The organism is Bacillus sp. AFS018417 (assembly GCF_002560985.1).
In the GTDB taxonomy this organism is placed as follows: domain Bacteria; phylum Bacillota; class Bacilli; order Bacillales; family Bacillaceae_G; genus Bacillus_A; species Bacillus_A rhizoplanae.
In genome coordinates this window covers 106970-127741 of record NZ_NTTM01000025.1, presented here as the reverse complement: position 1 = coordinate 127741, position 20772 = coordinate 106970, and the positions used below count along the sequence as shown (strand labels likewise).

Below are 20772 nucleotides of genomic sequence, written 5' to 3'. Positions count from 1 at the left end.
GTAGGACGTTGCCAGGCAAAAACCTAAGTCGTTTTGACTTAGGTTTTTTTGTGTTTAAAAAAGTAACACTCTGATGCTTTCACTACGCTTTCATTCTTCTCTAATTGTTTCATTTAAAAGGCCTTAAAAATAATTTTACTCATTTCCCGTACCTCACTGTATGATTGTTTCCGTTATAACGAGGAAGTAGCTTTAAAAACATACAAAAAACCCCGAATCATGGACTTTTTTAAGTGTTCACGATTCGGGGTACAGTTTACTAGTTACTTAGTTTTTAATTTTTTACGTTCTGCCTCAATTTCGGAGCGCAATTCAGCTTCAAGATAACGATCTATTTTTCCATTTCCTTCATGTACAATGCTATTTAATGTATCTTCTGTCTTCTCTTCCACAATTACAATGACTCCTGTTTTTCCAGGTTTAATAGATTTTAATGTGTTTTCAAAAACAGAATATGCATGTGTAATCTCTTTTTTATCTTTAAATATACCAATCGTTGATCCAATTAGTCCACCTAACAATACACCGAAAGGTCCGCCTAGAATCCCAACAAACATCCCGATTAAACCGCCTTTATTGGTTTTATCAGCGCCCGTTACATCTAAGAAATCTTCAATTGATAATTCACCATCTATTTTTCGTTTAATAACTGCAATTTGCTCCACTTTTAGTTGATGCTCTAAATGAAATTTTTTAATAACAGAGAATGCTTTGTAGGATTGCGTATCTTCTTGAAAGGTAAGTACAGCAACTTGTTTTTCCATATTCAAAACCTGCCTTTTTCTTTAAGTATCACTGCATTTTGTATGTATGTCAAGGAAATTATGCCTGAATAATACTTGTTATTGGACATATATTTCGTTTTATAAAGCATATTTATACGGTTTTCTGGAATAAACACGAACGTTACAATTAATATTATTAAAAACATTCGATTATTTGTTGACATGTTTGAATAACACCTGTTAATATAACGGTAGAAGCAATATTATATCGCACCTCATATAATCGCGGGGATATGGCCTGCAAGTCTCTACCTAACGACCGTTAATCGTTGGACTATGAGGGAAAGTCACTCGGTATTTTTCTATTCACATGGGATACGCATGCCTGAGTAGAGCACTTTCTCTCATAGTAAAAGAGGAATGTTCTATATCAGGCTTTTTTTATTTGAATCGGGGGGATTCTAATATGAAACCACTAGTTGGAGTCATTATGGGAAGCACGTCAGACTGGGAAACAATGAAATATGCTTGTGAAATATTAGAAGAGTTAAATATTCCGTATGAGAAGAAAGTCGTATCCGCTCATCGGACTCCAGATTATATGTTTCAATATGCAGAAACAGCTCGTGAACGTGGAATAAAAGTTATTATCGCTGGGGCAGGCGGGGCCGCTCACTTACCAGGAATGGTTGCTGCAAAAACGAATATTCCTGTCATCGGTGTTCCTGTTCAATCGAAAGCGTTAAATGGTTTAGATTCATTACTATCTATTGTCCAAATGCCAGGAGGTGTTCCAGTTGCGACTGTCGCAATTGGAAAAGCTGGAGCTACAAATGCAGGTTTACTTGCCACGCAAATGCTAGGATCGTTTCATGATGATATACACGATGCATTAGAACTGAGACGAGAAGCAATTGAAAAAAATGTGCGAGAAGGTAGTGAACTGCAGTGATAAAAACGATTTTACCTGGACAAATGATTGGTATTATTGGCGGGGGACAACTTGGCAGAATGATGGCGATTGCAGCAAAAGAAATGGGATATAAAATTGCAGTATTAGATCCAGCAAAGTCTTCGCCGTGTGCACAAGTTGCCGACATTGAAATTGTGGCACCGTATAATGATTTAAAAGCAATTCAGCACTTAGCAGAAATAAGTGATGTTGTAACATATGAATTTGAGAATATTGATTATAACTGCTTACAATGGCTTGAAAAGAATGCTTATTTACCACAGGGCAGTGAGTTATTATATACAACACAAAATCGTTATACAGAAAAAAATGCAATCACGAAAGCCGGTTTACCAGTAGCACCATACAGACTCGTTCAGAAGCAGGAAGAGCTTTTAGAAGCAATTGCTGAATTTTCATTCCCTTGTGTGTTAAAGACAACAACAGGGGGATACGATGGAAAAGGGCAAGTTGTACTAAAAAGTGAAGCTGATGTTGCGAGAGCTGCAGAACTTGTAAATCAGGCTGAATGTATTTTAGAGAAGTGGGTTTCATTTGAAAAAGAAATTTCCGTTATTGTTACACGTAGTGTAAACGGTGAAACGAAAGTATTTCCAGTAGCCGAAAACATTCACGTGAATAACATTTTACATGAATCAATCGTACCAGCTCGTATTGCAGAAGAACTATCACAAAAAGGAATTCAGTATGCAGAGAGATTAGCGGATGAGCTAAAGCTAGTGGGAACACTAGCAGTAGAGATGTTTGCTACAGCAAATGGTGAAATTTATATCAATGAGTTAGCACCAAGACCGCACAATTCTGGACACTATACAATTGATGCCTGTGAAACGAGTCAATTCGGACAGCATATTCGAGCAATCTGTAATTTACCTCTTGGAGAAACAATTTTGTTAAAACCAGTTGTCATGGTAAACATTTTAGGCGAACATATAGAAGGGGTCCTAAAGCAAGTGAATAGATTAACCGGGTGTTACTTGCATTTATATGGTAAAGAAGAAGCAAAGCCGCAGCGTAAAATGGGGCACGTTAATATTTTAAATGATAAGATTGATGTTGCTTTAGAAAAAGCGCGGACATTGCATATTTGGGGCCATCAAGAACAACTGTTGGAGGGAAAAAGATGATTAGTCGTTATACACGCCCTGAGATGGGTGCGATTTGGACGGAAGAAAACAAATTTAAAGCATGGTTAGAAGTTGAAATCTTAGCTTGTGAAGCTTGGGCTGAACTTGGAGATATTCCAAAAGAAGATGTGAAAAAACTTCGTGAGAATGCATCTTTTGATATTGAACGTATTTATGAAATTGAACAAGAAACACGTCATGATGTGGTAGCATTTACTCGTGCGGTATCTGAAACACCAGCATTAGGTGAAGAACGTAAATGGGTTCACTACGGTTTAACATCAACAGATGTAGTAGATACAGCTCTATCTTATATCTTAAAACAAGCAAACGAAATCTTACTAAAAGACCTAGAAAACTTTATTACTATCTTAGCGAACAAAGCAAAAGAGCATAAATACACAATTATGATGGGAAGAACACATGGTGTTCATGCAGAACCAACAACATTTGGTTTAAAACTTGGTCTTTGGTATGAAGAAATGAAACGTAACTTAGAGCGCTTTAAGCAAGCGGCTGATACAGTTCGCGTTGGTAAATTATCTGGTGCAGTTGGTACATTCGCGAATATTAACCCATTCGTAGAAAAATATGTTTGTGAAAATTTAGGATTAGAAGCAGCACCAATTTCTACACAAACGCTGCAACGTGATCGTCATGCACATTACATGTCAACACTTGCACTAATTGCAACATCTATCGAAAAAATGGCAGTCGAAATTCGCGGTTTACAAAAAAGTGAAACACGTGAAGTAGAAGAGGCCTTTGCGAAAGGACAAAAAGGTTCGTCTGCAATGCCACATAAACGTAATCCGATTGGGTCTGAAAATATGACTGGTTTGGCTCGTGTTATCCGTGGTTACATGATGACTGCTTACGAGAATGTTCCATTATGGCATGAGCGTGATATTTCTCACTCTTCTGCAGAACGCGTTATCTTACCAGATGCAACAATCGCATTAAACTACATGTTAAATCGTTTCGGTAATATCGTGAAAAACTTAACGGTATTCCCAGAAAACATGAAGCGTAACATGCAAAGAACATATGGTTTAATTTACTCTCAGCGCGTAATGCTTACGCTAATCGATAAAGGTATGGTACGTGAAGAAGCTTATGATATTGTACAGCCTAAAGCGATGGAAGCTTGGGAAACACAAGTACAATTTAAAGAGCTTGTAGAAGCTGATGAGCGCATTACAAGCAAATTGACACAAGAAGAAATCAATGAATGTTTCAACTATGAACATCACTTACAACATGTTGATACAATTTTTGAACGTCTTGGCTTAAACTGATAATTTTATATGGCACAGAATAGGATCATTCTGTGCCATTCTTTTTAATTATACTATTCACATTTTTCAAACTACAGGGGGCTTGCGAAGTGCAAAAGCTAGAATTGCTGTATGAAGGAAAAGCAAAAAGAATTTATCGTACAGAAACAGCAGATATGGTTTGGGTAGAGTACAAAGATAGTGCTACTGCTTTCAATGGGGAAAAGAAAGCGACGATTTCTGGAAAAGGTCGTCTGAACAATGAGATTACAACTCTTTTATTCAGAAAGTTACAAGAAGTGGGAATCAAATCACACTTTGTTGAGAAAGTATCGGAAACAGAACAAATCGTAAAAAGAGTGAGCATCATTCCATTAGAAGTTGTCACAAGAAATGTAATTGCAGGCAGTCTTTCAAAACGATTAGGAATGAAAGAAGGAACTGCACTTACAACACCGATTGTGGAATTTTACTACAAAGATGATGATTTAGGAGATCCGCTTGTAACAGAAGATCATATTCGTGTGTTAAACGTTGCAACGCCAGAGCAAGTGAGCACATTACGAGAAAAAGCTCTACAGATCAATCAAGTATTGATTGAGCATTTCGCAAACTGTCGTGTAAGATTAATAGATTTTAAACTAGAGTTTGGGGTAACAGAAGAGGGAGAAATTTTATTAGCGGATGAAATTTCACCTGATACATGCCGTTTATGGGATGAAACGAGCAACGAAAAATTTGATAAAGATGTATTCCGCCGCGATCTTGGTAATTTAACAGATGCTTATGAAGAACTTTTAAAACGATTAGGGGGAGCTTCACATGTATAAAGTAAAAGTATATGTCACGTTAAGAGAAAGTGTATTAGATCCACAAGGAACAGCGGTAAAAGGAGCGCTTCATAGTCTTTCATTTACAGAAGTACAAGATGTTCGTATCGGTAAATATATGGAGTTAACAATTGATAAATCAGTTACAGATATTGATGCAATGGTAAAAGAAATGTGCGAGAAATTATTAACGAACGTAGTGATTGAAGATTATCGCTATGAAGTTGAGGAGGTTGTCGCGCAGTGAAATTTGCCGTAATCGTTTTCCCAGGTTCGAACTGTGATGTGGATATGTTTCATGCAATTAAAGATGAGCTTGGCCAAGATGTAGACTACGTTTGGCATGATACAGAAAACTTAGATGAGTACGATGGAATTTTACTACCAGGCGGTTTCTCTTACGGAGATTATCTTCGCTGCGGAGCTATTTCTCGCTTTGCAAACGCAATGAAAGGCGTACAAAAAGCAGCTGAAGCAGGAAAGCCAATTTTAGGTGTATGTAATGGTTTTCAAATTTTAGTAGAGTCTGGATTGCTACCAGGTGCATTAATTCGCAATAAAAACTTAAAATTTATGTGTCGTACTGTTCAGCTACGTGTTGAAAATAATACAACAATGTTCACGTCGCAATATGAGAAAGACGAAGTTATCGATATTCCGATTGCTCATGGTGAAGGAAACTACTACTGTGATGAAGCAACATTGAAACAGTTAGAAGAAAATAATCAAATTGTGTTCCGTTATGTAGAGAATCCAAACGGAAGCGTTTCAGATATTGCAGGGATTGTAAATGAGCAAGGGAATGTACTTGGCATGATGCCGCACCCAGAGCGTGCTGTTGACGAATTGCTTGGAGGAGCAGATGGTCTAAAAGTATTTCAATCTATTTTGAAACATTGGAGGGAAACATATGTCGTTACTGCTTGAGCCAAATCCAACTCAAATTAAAGAAAAACGCATTTATGCAGAAATGGGATTAACCGACGAAGAGTTTGCAATGGTTGAAAAGATTTTAGGCCGTCTTCCAAACTATACAGAAACAGGATTATTCTCTGTTATGTGGTCAGAGCATTGTAGTTATAAAAACTCAAAGCCAGTTCTTCGTAAGTTCCCAACGACTGGTGAACGTGTATTACAAGGTCCTGGTGAAGGTGCTGGTATCGTAGATATCGGTGACAATCAAGCGGTAGTATTTAAAATGGAAAGTCATAACCATCCATCTGCAATTGAGCCGTATCAAGGTGCTGCAACAGGAGTAGGCGGTATTATACGTGATGTGTTTTCTATGGGAGCACGTCCAATTGCTATGTTAAATTCACTTCGCTTCGGTGAGTTACAATCACCGCGCGTGAAATATTTATTTGAAGAAGTTGTAGCAGGTATTGCAGGATACGGTAACTGCATTGGAATTCCAACTGTTGGCGGAGAAGTACAGTTTGATCCATGCTATGAAGGAAATCCACTTGTAAATGCAATGTGTGTTGGTTTAATTAACCATGAAGATATTAAAAAAGGCCAAGCGCACGGTGCTGGTAATACAGTAATGTATGTTGGTGCAGCAACAGGCCGGGACGGTATTCACGGTGCAACGTTTGCGTCAGAAGAACTATCTGAGGATTCCGATGCAAAGCGCCCAGCAGTGCAAGTAGGCGACCCGTTTATGGAGAAGCTTTTAATTGAAGCATGCTTAGAGCTTATCAAATCTGATGCACTTGTCGGTATTCAAGATATGGGAGCAGCAGGCTTAACATCATCTTCTGCAGAGATGGCAAGTAAAGCAGGTATGGGTATTGAAATGTACTTAGATGATGTACCACAACGTGAAACAGGTATGACGCCATATGAGATGATGCTTTCTGAATCACAAGAGCGTATGTTAATCGTCGTGAAAAAAGGTAGAGAGCAAGAGATTGTAGAGTTATTTGAAAAATACGGTCTTGCAGCAGTGACAATGGGAAAAGTAACTGAAGATAAAATGCTTCGTTTATTCCATAAAGGAGAAATGGTTGCGGAAGTGCCAGCTGATGCCTTAGCAGAAGAAGCACCTGTTTATCATAAGCCTTCAAAAGAAGCAGCGTATTTTGCAGAGTTCCAACAAATGAAGATGGAAACACCAAAAGTGGAGAATTATAAAGAAACATTATTATCTCTATTACAACAACCAACGATTGCAAGTAAAGAGTGGGTATATGATCAATATGATTATCAAGTACGCACAAGCACAGTTGTTACACCAGGATCTGATGCAGCGGTTGTTCGTGTACGCGGAACAAATAAAGCATTAGCAATGACAACAGATTGTAACTCTCGCTACATTTACTTAGACCCAGAAATGGGCGGGAAAATTGCTGTAGCAGAAGCAGCTCGTAATATTGTATGTTCTGGCGGTGAGCCGCTTGCAATTACAGATTGCTTAAACTTTGGTAATCCAGAAAAGCCAGAAATTTTCTGGCAAATTGAGAAGTCAGTAGATGGTATGAGCGAAGCATGCCGCACGTTAAGTACACCTGTTATTGGCGGAAACGTATCAATGTACAACGAACGCAGCGGTGAAGCGGTATACCCAACACCAACTGTTGGTATGGTTGGTCTTGTACATGACGTAAAGCATGTAACAACGCAAGAGTTTAAGCAAGCTGGCGATCTTGTTTATGTAATCGGTGAAACGAAAGCTGAGTTTGGTGGTAGTGAGCTACAAAAAATGTTACATGGTAAAATCTTCGGTCAAGCACCAAGCATCGATTTAGAAGTAGAAGAAAAACGCCAAAAGCAATTACTAGCAGCTATTCAAAAAGGTCTTGTACAATCAGCGCATGACGTTGCAGAAGGCGGATTAGCAGTTGCTTTCGCAGAAAGTGCAATGGGTACAAACGGATTAGGTGCAGATGTGAAATTAACTGGAGAAGCAACAGCAATGTTATTTGCAGAATCACAATCTCGCTTTGTTGTTACAGTAAAACGTGAGCAAAAAGAAGCGTTTGAAAGTATGATAGATGCACTTTATGTTGGGGAAGTAACAAGTGCAAATCAATTAACAATTCGTAATGAAGAAAACGAAGTATTGCTTACAGCAGATGTTGATGAAATGAGAACGGCTTGGAAAGGGGCTATTCCATGCTTAATGAAATAAAGGGGCTAAATGAAGAATGTGGCGTTTTCGGAATTTGGGGGCATGAAAATGCAGCTCAAGTTACGTATTATGGACTGCATAGCTTGCAGCACCGTGGCCAAGAAGGCGCTGGCATTGTTGTAAATAATGGGGAGAAAATCATTGGTCATAAAGGTCTTGGTTTAATATCAGAAGTGTTTTCACGCGGCGAGTTAGAAGGCTTAAACGGACAATCAGCGATTGGGCATGTTCGTTATGCGACAGCAGGCGGCGCTGAAGTTGCAAATGTTCAACCACTGTTATTTCGCTTCTCAGACCATAGTATGGCATTAGCTCATAACGGTAATTTAATTAACGCAAAAATGCTTCGTCGTGAATTAGAAGCAGAAGGAAGCATCTTTCAAACAAGTTCGGATACAGAAGTATTGCTTCATTTAATTAAGCGTAATACAAAAGGTACATTAATTGAAAGTGTAAAAGATGCACTAAACAAAGTAAAAGGTGCTTTTGCATATTTATTATTAACAGGAAACGAAATGATTGTTGCATTAGATCCAAATGGATTCCGACCTCTTTCGATTGGAAAGATGGGAGATGCTTACGTTGTAGCATCTGAAACATGTGCATTTGATGTTGTGGGTGCAACGTACATTCGTGATGTAGAGCCTGGAGAAATCATTGTTATTAATGATGAGGGAATACACGCAGATCGCTATACAAATGATGTAGAGCATGCAATTTGTAGTATGGAGTATATTTATTTCGCTCGCCCTGATTCAAACATTGCTGGCGTTAACGTTCATGCGGCACGTAAAAATATGGGGAAATTGTTAGCAAAGGAAGCTCCAGTTGAAGCAGATGTTGTAACAGGTGTACCAGATTCTAGTATTTCGGCAGCAATCGGTTACGCGGAAGCGACAGGAATTCCTTATGAATTAGGGTTAATTAAGAATCGTTACGTTGGACGTACCTTTATTCAACCTTCACAAGAATTACGTGAGCAAGGTGTAAAAATGAAGCTTTCAGCAGTACGTGGTGTTGTTGAGGGGAAACGTGTTGTTATGATTGACGATTCTATTGTGCGCGGTACAACAAGCAAGCGAATTGTTCGTATGCTTCGCGAGGCTGGGGCAACAGAAGTGCATGTAAGAATTGCTTCGCCGCCGCTTAAGTATCCATGCTTCTATGGAATTGACATTCAAACAAGAAAAGAATTAATCGCAGCAAATCATTCAATAGAAGAAATTCGTCAAATCATTGGAGCAGACTCTTTAACGTTTTTAAGTGAAGAGAGCTTAATCGATGCAATTGGCCGCCCATATGAAGGGAAATATGGCGGTTTATGTATGGCTTACTTTAATGGAGATTATCCAACGGCTCTTTATGATTACGAACAAGAGCTTTTAGAAAGTATGAAATAAAGTAGAGTAATAAGAAAGTATAGCAGCTTCTACTATACGCTGTGTAGAAGCTTGCTTTTTCTTGAAGCTTTATCATTATAGTTTTACTGTTCGGTAGACGGGAGAAATTCTTTCAGTATAAAAAGACGAGGTGTATAGAAACGATGGCGAATGCATATAAGCAAGCAGGAGTAGATATTGAAGCTGGATATGAAGCGGTATCTCGCATGAAAAAACACGTGCAAACAACGATGAGAAAAGAAGTGCTAGGTGGCCTAGGCGGTTTTGGAGGAATGTTTGATCTTTCAAAATTTGCATTAGAAGAGCCAGTATTAGTATCTGGAACAGATGGTGTAGGAACAAAATTAATGCTCGCTTTCATGATGGACAAGCATGACACAATCGGCATCGATGCAGTTGCAATGTGTGTGAACGATATTGTTGTTCAAGGGGCAGAGCCGCTCTTTTTCCTAGATTATATTGCTTGTGGTAAAGCAGAACCTAGTAAAATTGAAAACATCGTCAAAGGAATTGCAGAAGGATGCCGTCAGGCTGGTTGTTCACTAATCGGCGGGGAAACAGCTGAAATGCCAGGTATGTATTCTGAAGAAGAGTACGATTTAGCTGGTTTTACAGTTGGTATTGTTGATAAAAAGAAAATTGTTACGGGACAATCTATTGAAGCGAATCAAGTATTAATCGGACTTGCTTCTAGTGGAATTCATAGTAATGGTTACTCTCTTGTACGTAAGGTGCTATTAGAAGATGGACAGCTTTCACTTGATCGTACGTATGGTCGTTTAGAACTCCCACTTGGTGAAGAATTATTAACACCAACGAAAATTTATGTCAAACCTATTTTAGAACTATTGAAGAAATATAACGTAAGCGGTATGGCTCACATTACTGGTGGCGGATTTATTGAAAATATTCCACGTATGTTGCCAGACGGTATTGGAGCACAAATTGAACTTGGTTCTTGGACAATTCATCCAATCTTTGATTTACTGCAAGAAGTTGGTCAATTAAATAGAGAAGAAATGTTCAATATTTTTAACATGGGTATTGGTATGGTAGTAGCGGTCAAAGAAGAAGATGCAGAAGGTGCTATCAAACTTTTAGAAGAACAAGGGGAAACAGCTCGTATCATCGGACGTACTGTACAAGGTTCAGGGGTTACATTTAATGGAGGAGTAGTATCATGAACCGAATAGCAATTTTTGCTTCAGGAAGTGGTTCTAACTTTCAAGCACTTGTGGATGCAGTAGAAGACGGAAGATTAGATGCACAGCTTAGTTTACTTGTATGTGATCAACCTAGTGCACGTGTTGTTGAGCGTGCAAATGATCATCATGTTCCTTGCTTTGCCTTTTCAGCGAAAGATTATGAATCAAAGGAAGCATTTGAACAAGAAATATTAAAGAAATTGCAAGAATCCGAGATTGATTGGATTATTTTAGCAGGGTATATGCGTTTAATTGGTCCAACGTTACTAGCTGCTTACGGAGGCAGAATTGTTAACATTCATCCGTCGTTATTGCCAAGTTTTCCAGGAAAAGACGCGGTTGGGCAGGCGATTGAAGCTGGTGTGAAAGTAACGGGAGTAACAATCCATTACGTGGATGCAGGAATGGATACAGGACCAATTATCGCACAGGAAGCGGTAGCAGTTTCTGAAAATGATACACGAGAAAGTTTACAAAAGAAAATTCAACTTGTCGAACATAGATTGTACGTGGATACGGTGAAATCTTTATTACATTCTAAAGTGAAGTCATAAGAGCAGCATTTTAATACAACTAGGGGTGAAGAATAAATGAAAAAGCGTGCATTAGTAAGTGTTTCAAATAAAGCTGGAGTTGTAGAATTCGTAAAAGGATTACTTGAGCAAGGTATTGAGGTTATTTCAACAGGTGGAACAAAAAAATTACTAGAAGAAAATGGCTTACAAGTCATTGGAATTTCTGAAGTAACAGGTTTTCCAGAAATTATGGACGGACGTGTGAAAACATTACACCCAAACATTCATGGCGGATTGCTTGCAGTACGTGATAATGAAACACATATGTCTCAAATGAATGAGCTTGGCATTCAGCCAATTGACTTTGTTGTTGTAAACTTATATCCATTTAAAGAAACGATTGCAAAGCCAGATGTGACATTTATTGATGCAATTGAAAATATCGATATTGGCGGACCAACAATGATTCGATCTGCTGCGAAAAACCATGAGTTTGTAACAGTTATTGTTGATCCAACAGACTACGATGTTGTATTAGGGGAACTAAAGGGAAGCGGAGAAGTTTCAAAAGAAACAAAACGTAAATTAGCAGCAAAAGTATTCCGTCATACAGCGGCATATGATGCATTAATTTCAAACTATTTAACAGAACAAACAGGAGAAGAAAGCCCTGAAACGTTAACTGTTACGTTTGAGAAAAAACAAGATTTACGTTACGGTGAAAATCCGCATCAAAAAGCAACATTCTATAAAGCACCGTTTGCAGCAGCTTCTTCGATTGCTTATGCAGAGCAGTTACATGGCAAAGAGCTGTCTTACAATAATATAAATGATGCAGATGCAGCGATGAGCATCGTTAAAGAGTTTACAGAGCCAGCAGTTGTAGCGGTAAAACATATGAATCCATGCGGCGTTGGTGTTGGTACAGATATTAATGAAGCATATACACGTGCTTACGAAGCTGACCCAGTATCAATTTTTGGCGGCATTATTGCAGCAAACCGTGAAATTGATAAAGCAACAGCAGAAAAATTACATGAGATTTTCTTAGAAATCATCATTGCACCGTCTTTCTCAGAAGAAGCGTTAGAAGTACTGCAAAGTAAGAAAAATTTACGCTTGTTAACTATCGATATCGCAAAGGCAGAAACAGCAAGTAAAAAGCTAACTTCCGTACAAGGTGGTTTACTTGTACAAGAAGAGGATACATTAGCATTAGAAGATGCGACGATTACAATTCCAACAAAACGTGAACCAACTGAGCAAGAGTGGAATGATTTGAAATTAGCATGGAAAGTTGTGAAACATGTAAAATCTAATGCGATTGTTCTAGCAAAAGATAATATGACAATTGGTGTTGGTGCAGGGCAAATGAACCGCGTCGGCTCAGCAAAAATTGCAATTACACAAGCGGGTGAAAAATCGCAAGGAAGTGCACTTGCATCTGATGCATACTTCCCAATGCCAGATACAGTAGAAGAAGCGGCTAAAGCAGGTATTACAGCAATCATTCAGCCAGGCGGATCTATTCGTGACGAAGATTCAATTAAAAAAGCGGACGAGTATGGCATTGCAATGGTGTTCACTGGCGTACGTCATTTCAAACATTAATTTAGAAACAAAGGAGATGACCAAAAGTCCACTTTTGGGTCATCTTCTTCTACTTTTGAATATAATCCAGCTCACGTGTCGAACATCGTCGAAGGGTCTTTATCCCGTGTCGAAGCGCCGATATATTGTAAAGAACGGTCGATATATTGTGAAAAGCGCCGATAAATGCACCACTTCCGCCGATATATCGCTGGACACGTTTAATGAGCAGTAAGCTTTCACTTTACTTGAATAATGGAGGATGGAACATGAATGTTTTAGTAATTGGCCGTGGTGGACGTGAGCATGCGTTAGCATGGAAATTTGCACAATCAGAGCAAGTAGAGACTGTATATGTAGCGCCAGGAAATGAAGGAATGAAAGATGTAGCAACGCCCGTAGCTATCGACGAAAATGATTTTGATGCGCTTATTGCTTTTGCAAAAGAAAGTAACATTGGTTTAACGTTTGTTGGCCCGGAAATTCCACTTATGAACGGTATTGTTGATCGCTTTGAAGAGGAAGGGCTTCGCGTTTTTGGTCCGAACAAAGCAGCAGCTGTTATTGAAGGAAGTAAAGCTTTTACAAAAGAGCTTATGAAAAAGTATGATATTCCAACAGCGGCATATGAAACATTTACAGAGTATGAAGCAGCTGTGCAATACATTGAAAAAGTTGGTGCACCAATTGTAATTAAAGCAGATGGCCTAGCAGCTGGTAAAGGCGTAACAGTTGCCATGACATTAGAAGAAGCACTGCAGGCTGTAAAAGAAATGCTGCAAGATGTAAAGTTTGGAGAAGCAAGCAAAAAGGTTGTCATTGAAGAATTTTTAGACGGCCAAGAATTTTCACTTATGGCATTTGTAAACGGAGCAACTGTATATCCAATGGTAATTGCACAAGATCATAAACGTGCTTTTGATGGTGATAAAGGACCAAATACAGGCGGAATGGGTGCTTATTCTCCGGTACCACAAATTCCGCAATCAGCAGTAGAACAAGCGATTGAAACTGTTCTACATCCAACAGCTCAAGCAATGATACAAGAAGGACGTTCTTTTACAGGTATTTTATATGCAGGGCTTATTTTAACAAGTGAAGGGCCGAAAGTAATTGAATTCAATGCTCGCTTTGGTGATCCAGAAACAGAAGTAATCTTACCTCGGTTAGAAAGCGATTTAGTTGATGTATGTAATCATGTATTAGATGGAACAGAATTTACTTTAGAGTGGTCTGAAGAAGCAGTAATTGGTGTTGTATTAGCTTCTAAGGGATATCCAGAAGCTTACGAAAAAGGTGCTGTAATTCGAGGACTAGAAACATTGGAAGATGTTATCGTATTTCATGCCGGAACAGATGTTAAAGATGGAGAATTTGTAACTAACGGCGGCCGTGTGTTGTTTGTTGCTTGTAAAGGAAAAGACTTACAAGAGGCAAAGAATAAGGTGTATGGAGAAATCACGAAAATTGAGAGTGATGGTTTATTTTATCGAAGTGATATAGGGTACCGCGCAATTGCGAAAGTGGATTGCTAGAGGGGGGTTCCCCCCTTTTAAATACTGGCTCTGTTAAACGATAATGTTGATAATCGAGCGGGTTTTTTGCTGCGCACTTCTTAAAACGACGAAATAAGGATCCAAAGTGAAAGTACATTTCGCTTTGGATCCTTTATTTTATCCCGCTATGCGCGGGCAGTAAGACTCCCACTGATGGATTATATAATCACGAAAATTTACCAAGCGATTGCATTCAATTAATCTGAATATTACTTTTTATTGTTTGTTATTTTTTTATAAAGTAATATATAGATGTCATTAAATATTTCTAATAAATAGCAGGGGGAATAATTATGAAAAAGATGTTTAAATCATTGACATTTGTCATGATGATAGGATTATTAATGAGTGTATTGGCAGGATGCTCGAATCCCGATGATACTGTACAAGAATTTTTGACAGCTATAAAAAAAGGAAATTATGAAAAAGCAAGTACTTTTGTTTATAAAGGTGATAAGGGCTACGATTTTAGCAAACTAAATAAAGCGGAAGACGGCATTGAGGGGAAGGCAGTACTCGATGCAATCGTAAAGAACTATAAATTTGAAGAACCAGAACAAGTATCTAAGAAAGATGATAAGGCAAAGGTTAAAGTAAAAATTACTTCTGTTGATATGGCTGTTGCAACTACAAAGACAATCGGAGAGATCATGCCTATGGCTTTTGCAAGTGCGTTTAGTGAAGACAAAGAACAATCTGATAAGGCAATGGAGCAAATGATGACGACAACTCTTGTTAAGAACTTGTCTGATAAAGATGCGACAATGACGACTCGTGTAGTTACGCTGAACTTAAAGAAAGACAAAGATGGTAACTATAAAATTGTTTCTGATGAAAATTTAGAGGAAGCATTGTTTGCAAATTCAAAATCAATAGATAAAATGTTTGGCAATAAATAATTACAATACAATACCTAAAAAACAGCCTNNAGGCTGTTTTTTAGGTATTGGGATTTGACTCATGCTCATTACCCCCAAGTGTAAAAATGCCACCCTTTCTGCATATTTCTACAAAAAGAATAGCCTTATTTTCGTTATATAGATACAAATTCATCTTAACTTGATGGATATGTATGGTGACCCCTATATTATAATTATGTATGTGATGAAACTTATATCTAAAAAGGGGTGCCTCTAATATGTACAAACTCAAAACAACAGAAACCGACAATAGTGTAATTGGGTTTATTGAAAGTGTTGAAAGTCTTAAAAAACGAGAAAATGCATATCAATTATTAGATATATTTACTGAAACAACAGGCTATACAGCAAAGATGTGGGGACCGAGCATTATCGGATTTGGAACATATCATTATAAATATGCATCTGGTCATGAAGGAGATGCCCCATTAGTAGGCTTTTCCCCCCGAAAAGCTAAAATTAGTTTATATTTTGCAACTGGTGACCCTGGGCGAGAAGAACTATTAAAAAACTTTGGAAAATACACGTCTGGAAAATCATGTGTATATATTAATAAAGTAGCAGACATTGATATTAATGTTCTAAAAGCACTAATCAAACAATCTGTAAGTTTTTTGAAAGAGACGTATCCAAATGATTAATGAAATTTTATGCAGATTTTTAAATAGTTCATATTCATTCTTTAGAAAGCAGAAAAAAATCTAGTTGAATTAATTCTTACTTAAGCTTAGCCTGACGGCGATACCCCTAAAAGGAAAACGAGTCCTACTTGTTAAAAAGTTAGGACTCGTTTTCTTTTTTTATCTTACCCTTTTGTTTTGCCATTTCGCGAAGTAAATATTCAATATGAGCATTCACGCTTCGGAATTCGTCGTTTGCCCATTTTTCAATAACTGCGTACAATTCGGGATCGATTCGTAATGGAAAGCTTTTCTTTTTAGCCATGATTACCGACAACCTCTAATATAGACTTCCTGCATTAATGACAGGCTGTGCTCCTTTATCTGAAACAATGGCAACTAATAAGTTATTAACCATATTTGCTTTTCGTTCGTCATCTAAATCAAGTATACCTTCTTCATCTAGTTTTTGAATAGAATCTTTCGCCATTTGTACGGCACCTTCGACAATTTCTTTTCTTGCAGCTAATACTGCCTTTGCTTGTTGACGTTGAAGCATTGCGTGTGCAATTTCTGTTGCATAAGCTAAGTGCGTTAAACGCGTTTCGATTACTTCTACTCCTGCAATTTCTAAGCGTGCTTCTAATTCTCGTTTTAACTCTTCGGAGATTTCTTCTGAGTTTCCACGCAGTGTAATGCTGTTTTCATCTTGGAAATTATCATATGCATATTTCGTTGCCACGTGGCGAATTGCTGTTTCGCTTTGAATTTCCACGAAGGCATCATAATGTTCGACACCAAAGATTGCTTTTGCGGAATCAACGACTTTGTATACAACAACAGCTGCGATTTCAATTGGATTCCCCTCTACATCATTGACCTTTAATTTCTTACTATTAAAGTTTTCCACGCGTAGTGAAACGGTTTGGCGAAATGCGAACGGAACTGTTAAAAACAGGCCATTTTCACGAATTGTTCCTAAATAGTTACCGAAAAATGTAATTACTTTTGCTTGGTTTGGCTGGACGATGCCAATGCCACTTGCAAGGATTGCTGCTAATAAAAACGAGATAACGGCAATAGCGAATAATTCATTAATAAGGCTGAATACACCGATACCAATTAAAACTAGAATGACAACTATTCCTAAAAAACCATTTACATGAAATACTTGTTTTTCCTTCATATTTTCGCCCCCCCTTGATATAAAAATGATATCACTTTTATATCAAGATTGACAATAGGATTATATCCTAATTTTTTCAAAAAAATAAAAAAATCACCAAGAACGAACATTAGTTCCTGTTTGTGGTAAAATAAAAGAAACTTAGCCGCCCACTGCAGCAGCTAAGTTTCTTTTAGAGCATCTTGCATAGTGACAAATGATTCAAAGCGGTTTGGACATAAGAGCCTTTTCAAGTGCAGACTCAATTTCCTTATCAGAAGCATCATAACTTCCAGAGCTTGTTTTTTCTTCGTCATGAGAAGTATGATGTGCTTCTTGTTTATTAGATTGTCCATTCTTCATAAGATCCATGCCAGGCATTTTTAAATCCGGGATATTCATAAATTTACCGAGTTTACATGCTGCCACAATAGGACAGAAACGAACGATTCCTTCTGCAATTCTCATTGCTCCAACCCAAAGCATAATTTTGGGCCAAATACACCATGGTCTTCTTGCAAGCTTTGCTGTATTGCAGCTAAGCAGAACAAGACCAATGGTAATACGAATAAAGGCATTCATTGTGCCGATGTTTTGCTTGAACAAGACATTCACTCCCTCTTCATCAGCTTTAAAATAGATATATCTATTTCAAGAGTTATTGTTCCTTTCATGCTTTCTCTATATACAATCCAACATTTGACGTAGAAAAAGATGTTGTGTGGAATGTGTGTCAGCACATTATTTTTTGTTATAATGAAAGAATGTGTAAAGGCGATTAGATAAAAAGAAAGGGTGTTTTCATGTACGATATTTCACAGTGGAAACATGTATTTAAGCTTGACCCGAATAAGGAGTTAAGCGACGAACATTTAGAGCTTATTTGTGAGTCAGGAACGGACGCTGTTATTGTAGGCGGAAGTGACGGAATTACAATTGATAATGTATTACACATGCTAGTAAGCATTCGTAGATATGCGGTTCCTTGTGTATTAGAAGTTTCAACGATGGATTCTGTTACACCAGGTTTCGATTTTTATTACATCCCGAGCGTATTAAATAGCCGAAAGATCGAATGGATAACGGGCCTTCACCATGCGGCATTGAAAGAGTTTGGGGATATTATGAACTGGGATGAAATTTTTATGCAGGGATACTGTGTATTAAATCCAGAAGCGAAAGTGGCAAAGTTAACAGAAGCAAACTGTGAGTTATCAGAAGAAGATGTGATTGCATATGCACGTATGGCTGACAAACTTCTTCATTTACCAATTTTCTATTTAGAATACAGCGGCACATATGGAGATGTGGAACTCGTAAGAAAAGTGAAAGCTGAGCTGCAAAATGCAACATTATATTACGGCGGCGGAATTGCAAGTGCAGACCAAGCGAAGAAAATGGCACAGTATGCGGATACAGTTGTCGTTGGAAATTTAATTTATGACGATATAAAGAAAGCTTTAGCAACAGTAAAAGCTGTAAAAGGAGAGTAGGTGACCGAATACATGAGTATAACAGAAAAATTATTAACAGGATTAAATCCGCAGCAGCAAAAAGCTGTGCAAACAACGGCGGGACCGCTTTTACTTATGGCAGGTGCAGGCAGTGGTAAGACGCGTGTGTTAACGCACCGAATTGCGTATTTACTTGGTGAAAAAGGTGTTGCACCGTGGAATGTATTAGCGATTACGTTTACAAATAAAGCTGCACGTGAAATGCGTGAGCGTATTGACAAGCTTGTTGGTCCAGAAGCAGAGGATATTTGGATTTCAACATTCCACTCCATGTGTGTTCGCATTTTACGACGCGATATTGATCGCATCGGCATTAATCGTAACTTTACGATTTTAGATGCAAGCGACCAATTAACAGTTGTGAAAAAAATTATGAAAGAGCGCAATATTGATCCAAAGAAGTTTGAACCTCGTTCTGTTCTTGCGACAATTAGTAATGCGAAAAATGAATTGTTATCTGCAGAAAAATATGCGAAGAAAATCTCAATTGCAGATCCATACGAAAAGATGACAAGCGATGTGTATACAGAGTATCAAAAGCGTCTTCTCAAAAATAATGCGCTTGATTTTGATGATTTAATTATGACGACTATTCAATTATTTGAGCGTATACCCGAAGTACTGGAGTTTTATCAACGTAAATTCCAATATATTCACGTTGATGAGTATCAAGATACGAACCGTGCTCAGTACATTCTCGTTAATAAATTGGCTACGCGTTTTAAAAACCTTTGCGTAGTCGGTGACTCAGATCAATCGATTTATCGTTGGCGTGGGGCAGATATTGCTAATATCTTGTCGTTTGAAAAAGATTATGAAAATGCACAGGTCATTTTACTGGAGCAAAACTATCGTTCGACGCAAAGTATTTTAAACGCAGCGAATGCTGTTATTGAAAATAATATGAACCGTAAACCGAAGAAGTTATGGACGGATAATCAAGTAGGGAGTAAAATTTCGTATTACCGTGCTGCAACTGAAAAGGATGAGGCTTACTTTGTCGCGAAAAAGATTCGTGATGAAGTGCAAATAGGCAATCGAAAGTACACAGACTTTGCGGTACTATATCGTACAAATGCTCAGTCTCGTATGGTCGAGGAGATTTTCCTGAAGTCCAATATTCCATATAAAATTGTCGGTGGCATTAAGTTCTACGATCGTAAAGAAATTAAAGATATATTGGCATACTTACGTTTAATTGCGAATCCTGATGATGAAATTAGTTTCGCTCGTATTATTAATGTACCAAAACGCGGTGTTGGAGCAACATCAATTGATAAAATTATTAATTATGGCGTGCAAAATGGTCTTTCGCTGACGGCTGTGTTAGATGAAATTGAACACGTTGGACTAAGTGCAAAAATTACGAAGACAGTAGCAGAATTTGCAAAGCAGCTTCATAATTGGGTGAACATGCAAGAGTATTTATCAGTAACAGAGCTTGTTGAGGAAGTGTTAGAGAAAACAGGTTACCGTGATGCACTGAAGAATGAACGTACATTAGAATCAGAAGGACGCTTAGAAAACTTAGAAGAATTCTTATCTGTTACACAAACGTTTGAATCTCAAAGCGAAGATAAGAGCCTTGTTGCTTTCTTAACTGATTTAGCGCTTGTTGCTGATATTGACCGTGTAGATGAAGATCCAATGGCTGGTGAAGAAGTGATTTTAATGACAATGCACTCTGCAAAAGGATTAGAATTCCCTGTCGTCTTCATTTTAGGACTAGAGGAAGGAATTTTCCCGCATACGCGCTCTTTAATGGAAGAAGATGAAATGCAAGAAGAACGCCGCTTAGCATACGTTGGTATTACACGTGCAGAAGAAGAACTGTACGTAACGAATGCTCAAATGCGAACGATATTTGGTAGAACAAGTATGAATAAAGAGTCACGTTTCATCTCTGAGATTCCTGAGGATCTCATTGAAACGCTTCATGAAGTGAAACCAAAGCGTGAAAGTTTTAGTACAAAGTCAAAACCTACGACTACAACGACAACTCGTTCACGCTCAGCCTTTGTTCGTCCTGCCGCGAAAACAACAGGCGGTGAGCAAATTGGCTGGTCAGTTGGTGATAAAGCGTCACATCAAAAATGGGGCATTGGTACGGTTGTGAGTGTAAAAGGGGATGGAGATGCAAAAGAATTAGACATTGCGTTTCCAAGTCCAATTGGTATTAAACGATTATTGGCTAAATTTGCACCAGTTACGAAAGTGTAAGAAAG

The 20772-nt window shown here is 38.1% G+C and carries 20 protein-coding genes and 1 riboswitch; of the genes, 16 read left to right on the top strand and 4 right to left on the bottom strand.

Annotated features, from left to right (window positions below):
• Nucleotides 1-263: 263 nt before the first annotated feature.
• Complete coding sequence (locus CN326_RS11730) at nucleotides 264-764, bottom strand: DUF1269 domain-containing protein (protein WP_098309210.1); 501 nt, start codon at nucleotides 762-764, stop codon at nucleotides 264-266.
• A 216-nt stretch (nucleotides 765-980) separates the two neighbouring features.
• Nucleotides 981-1082, top strand: a riboswitch (purine riboswitch).
• 109 nt (nucleotides 1083-1191) lie between these two features.
• On the opposite strand from CN326_RS11730, the gene purE reads away from it, so the two are divergent.
• The 14 genes from purE (at nucleotide 1192) to CN326_RS11655 (ending at nucleotide 15889) form a co-directional block, all read left to right on the top strand.
• Nucleotides 1192-1677: a 5-(carboxyamino)imidazole ribonucleotide mutase gene (gene purE / locus CN326_RS11720; protein WP_098309208.1), complete on the top strand. Its 486-nt coding sequence runs from the start codon at nucleotides 1192-1194 to the stop codon at nucleotides 1675-1677.
• A complete protein-coding gene (gene purK / locus CN326_RS11715) occupies nucleotides 1674-2825 on the top strand; it encodes a 5-(carboxyamino)imidazole ribonucleotide synthase (protein WP_098309207.1) in 1152 nt (383 codons plus the stop codon). Before purE ends, purK begins: the two co-directional genes overlap by 4 nt.
• A complete protein-coding gene (gene purB / locus CN326_RS11710; RefSeq protein WP_098309206.1) occupies nucleotides 2822-4123 on the top strand; it encodes an adenylosuccinate lyase in 1302 nt (433 codons plus the stop codon). Before purK ends, purB begins: the two co-directional genes overlap by 4 nt.
• A gap of 89 nt (nucleotides 4124-4212) precedes the next feature.
• Nucleotides 4213-4932 carry a phosphoribosylaminoimidazolesuccinocarboxamide synthase gene (gene purC, locus CN326_RS11705; protein WP_098309205.1) on the top strand — a complete coding sequence of 240 codons (720 nt, stop codon included), beginning with the start codon at nucleotides 4213-4215 and terminating at the stop codon, nucleotides 4930-4932.
• Entirely contained in the window at nucleotides 4925-5179 is a 255-nt protein-coding gene (purS, locus tag CN326_RS11700; RefSeq protein WP_098309204.1) for a phosphoribosylformylglycinamidine synthase subunit PurS, read from the top strand. Before purC ends, purS begins: the two co-directional genes overlap by 8 nt.
• Nucleotides 5176-5859 carry a phosphoribosylformylglycinamidine synthase subunit PurQ gene (gene purQ, locus CN326_RS11695; RefSeq protein WP_098309203.1) on the top strand — a complete coding sequence of 228 codons (684 nt, stop codon included), beginning with the start codon at nucleotides 5176-5178 and terminating at the stop codon, nucleotides 5857-5859. Before purS ends, purQ begins: the two co-directional genes overlap by 4 nt.
• Nucleotides 5843-8062 (top strand): phosphoribosylformylglycinamidine synthase subunit PurL, encoded by a 2220-nt coding sequence (purL, locus tag CN326_RS11690; protein ID WP_098309202.1) that lies wholly within the window; start codon nucleotides 5843-5845, stop codon nucleotides 8060-8062. Before purQ ends, purL begins: the two co-directional genes overlap by 17 nt.
• Complete coding sequence (gene purF / locus CN326_RS11685; protein WP_098309201.1) at nucleotides 8047-9462, top strand: amidophosphoribosyltransferase; 1416 nt, start codon at nucleotides 8047-8049, stop codon at nucleotides 9460-9462. The genes purL and purF overlap by 16 nt, the downstream gene beginning before the upstream one ends.
• A gap of 143 nt (nucleotides 9463-9605) precedes the next feature.
• On the top strand, nucleotides 9606-10646 hold the full coding sequence (purM, locus tag CN326_RS11680; protein WP_098309200.1) for a phosphoribosylformylglycinamidine cyclo-ligase: 1041 nt from the start codon (nucleotides 9606-9608) through the stop codon (nucleotides 10644-10646).
• Nucleotides 10643-11221, top strand: a complete 579-nt coding sequence (gene purN, locus CN326_RS11675) for a phosphoribosylglycinamide formyltransferase (protein WP_098309199.1) — start codon at nucleotides 10643-10645, stop codon at nucleotides 11219-11221. Before purM ends, purN begins: the two co-directional genes overlap by 4 nt.
• Nucleotides 11222-11257: 36 nt before the next feature.
• Nucleotides 11258-12793, top strand: a complete 1536-nt coding sequence (gene purH, locus CN326_RS11670; protein ID WP_098309198.1) for a bifunctional phosphoribosylaminoimidazolecarboxamide formyltransferase/IMP cyclohydrolase — start codon at nucleotides 11258-11260, stop codon at nucleotides 12791-12793.
• 248 nt (nucleotides 12794-13041) lie between these two features.
• A complete protein-coding gene (gene purD, locus CN326_RS11665) occupies nucleotides 13042-14307 on the top strand; it encodes a phosphoribosylamine--glycine ligase (RefSeq protein WP_098309197.1) in 1266 nt (421 codons plus the stop codon).
• Between the two features lie 314 nt (nucleotides 14308-14621).
• Nucleotides 14622-15227 carry an outer membrane protein assembly factor BamD gene (locus CN326_RS11660; protein ID WP_098309196.1) on the top strand — a complete coding sequence of 202 codons (606 nt, stop codon included), beginning with the start codon at nucleotides 14622-14624 and terminating at the stop codon, nucleotides 15225-15227.
• A gap of 239 nt (nucleotides 15228-15466) precedes the next feature.
• Entirely contained in the window at nucleotides 15467-15889 is a 423-nt protein-coding gene (locus tag CN326_RS11655) for a DUF1801 domain-containing protein (RefSeq protein WP_098309195.1), read from the top strand.
• Between the two features lie 139 nt (nucleotides 15890-16028).
• Here CN326_RS11655 and CN326_RS11650 read toward each other — a convergent pair whose 3' ends face one another.
• The 3 genes from CN326_RS11650 to CN326_RS11640 all read right to left on the bottom strand — a co-directional run bounded on the left by CN326_RS11650 (nucleotide 16029) and on the right by CN326_RS11640 (nucleotide 17639).
• Nucleotides 16029-16193 carry a type II toxin-antitoxin system antitoxin gene (locus tag CN326_RS11650; RefSeq protein ID WP_098309194.1) on the bottom strand — a complete coding sequence of 55 codons (165 nt, stop codon included), beginning with the start codon at nucleotides 16191-16193 and terminating at the stop codon, nucleotides 16029-16031.
• Nucleotides 16194-16208: 15 nt separating this feature from the next.
• On the bottom strand, nucleotides 16209-17054 hold the full coding sequence (locus CN326_RS11645; protein WP_098309193.1) for an SPFH domain-containing protein: 846 nt from the start codon (nucleotides 17052-17054) through the stop codon (nucleotides 16209-16211).
• A 201-nt stretch (nucleotides 17055-17255) separates the two neighbouring features.
• Nucleotides 17256-17639 (bottom strand): YgaP family membrane protein, encoded by a 384-nt coding sequence (locus CN326_RS11640; RefSeq protein WP_098309192.1) that lies wholly within the window; start codon nucleotides 17637-17639, stop codon nucleotides 17256-17258.
• A gap of 197 nt (nucleotides 17640-17836) precedes the next feature.
• On the opposite strand from CN326_RS11640, the gene pcrB reads away from it, so the two are divergent.
• Together pcrB and pcrA are read left to right on the top strand one after the other, a co-directional pair.
• Nucleotides 17837-18526, top strand: a complete 690-nt coding sequence (pcrB, locus tag CN326_RS11635) for a heptaprenylglyceryl phosphate synthase (RefSeq protein WP_098309191.1) — start codon at nucleotides 17837-17839, stop codon at nucleotides 18524-18526.
• Nucleotides 18527-20767, top strand: a complete 2241-nt coding sequence (pcrA, locus tag CN326_RS11630; RefSeq protein WP_098309190.1) for a DNA helicase PcrA — start codon at nucleotides 18527-18529, stop codon at nucleotides 20765-20767. It abuts the gene before it with no gap.
• Nucleotides 20768-20772 lie beyond the last annotated feature (5 nt).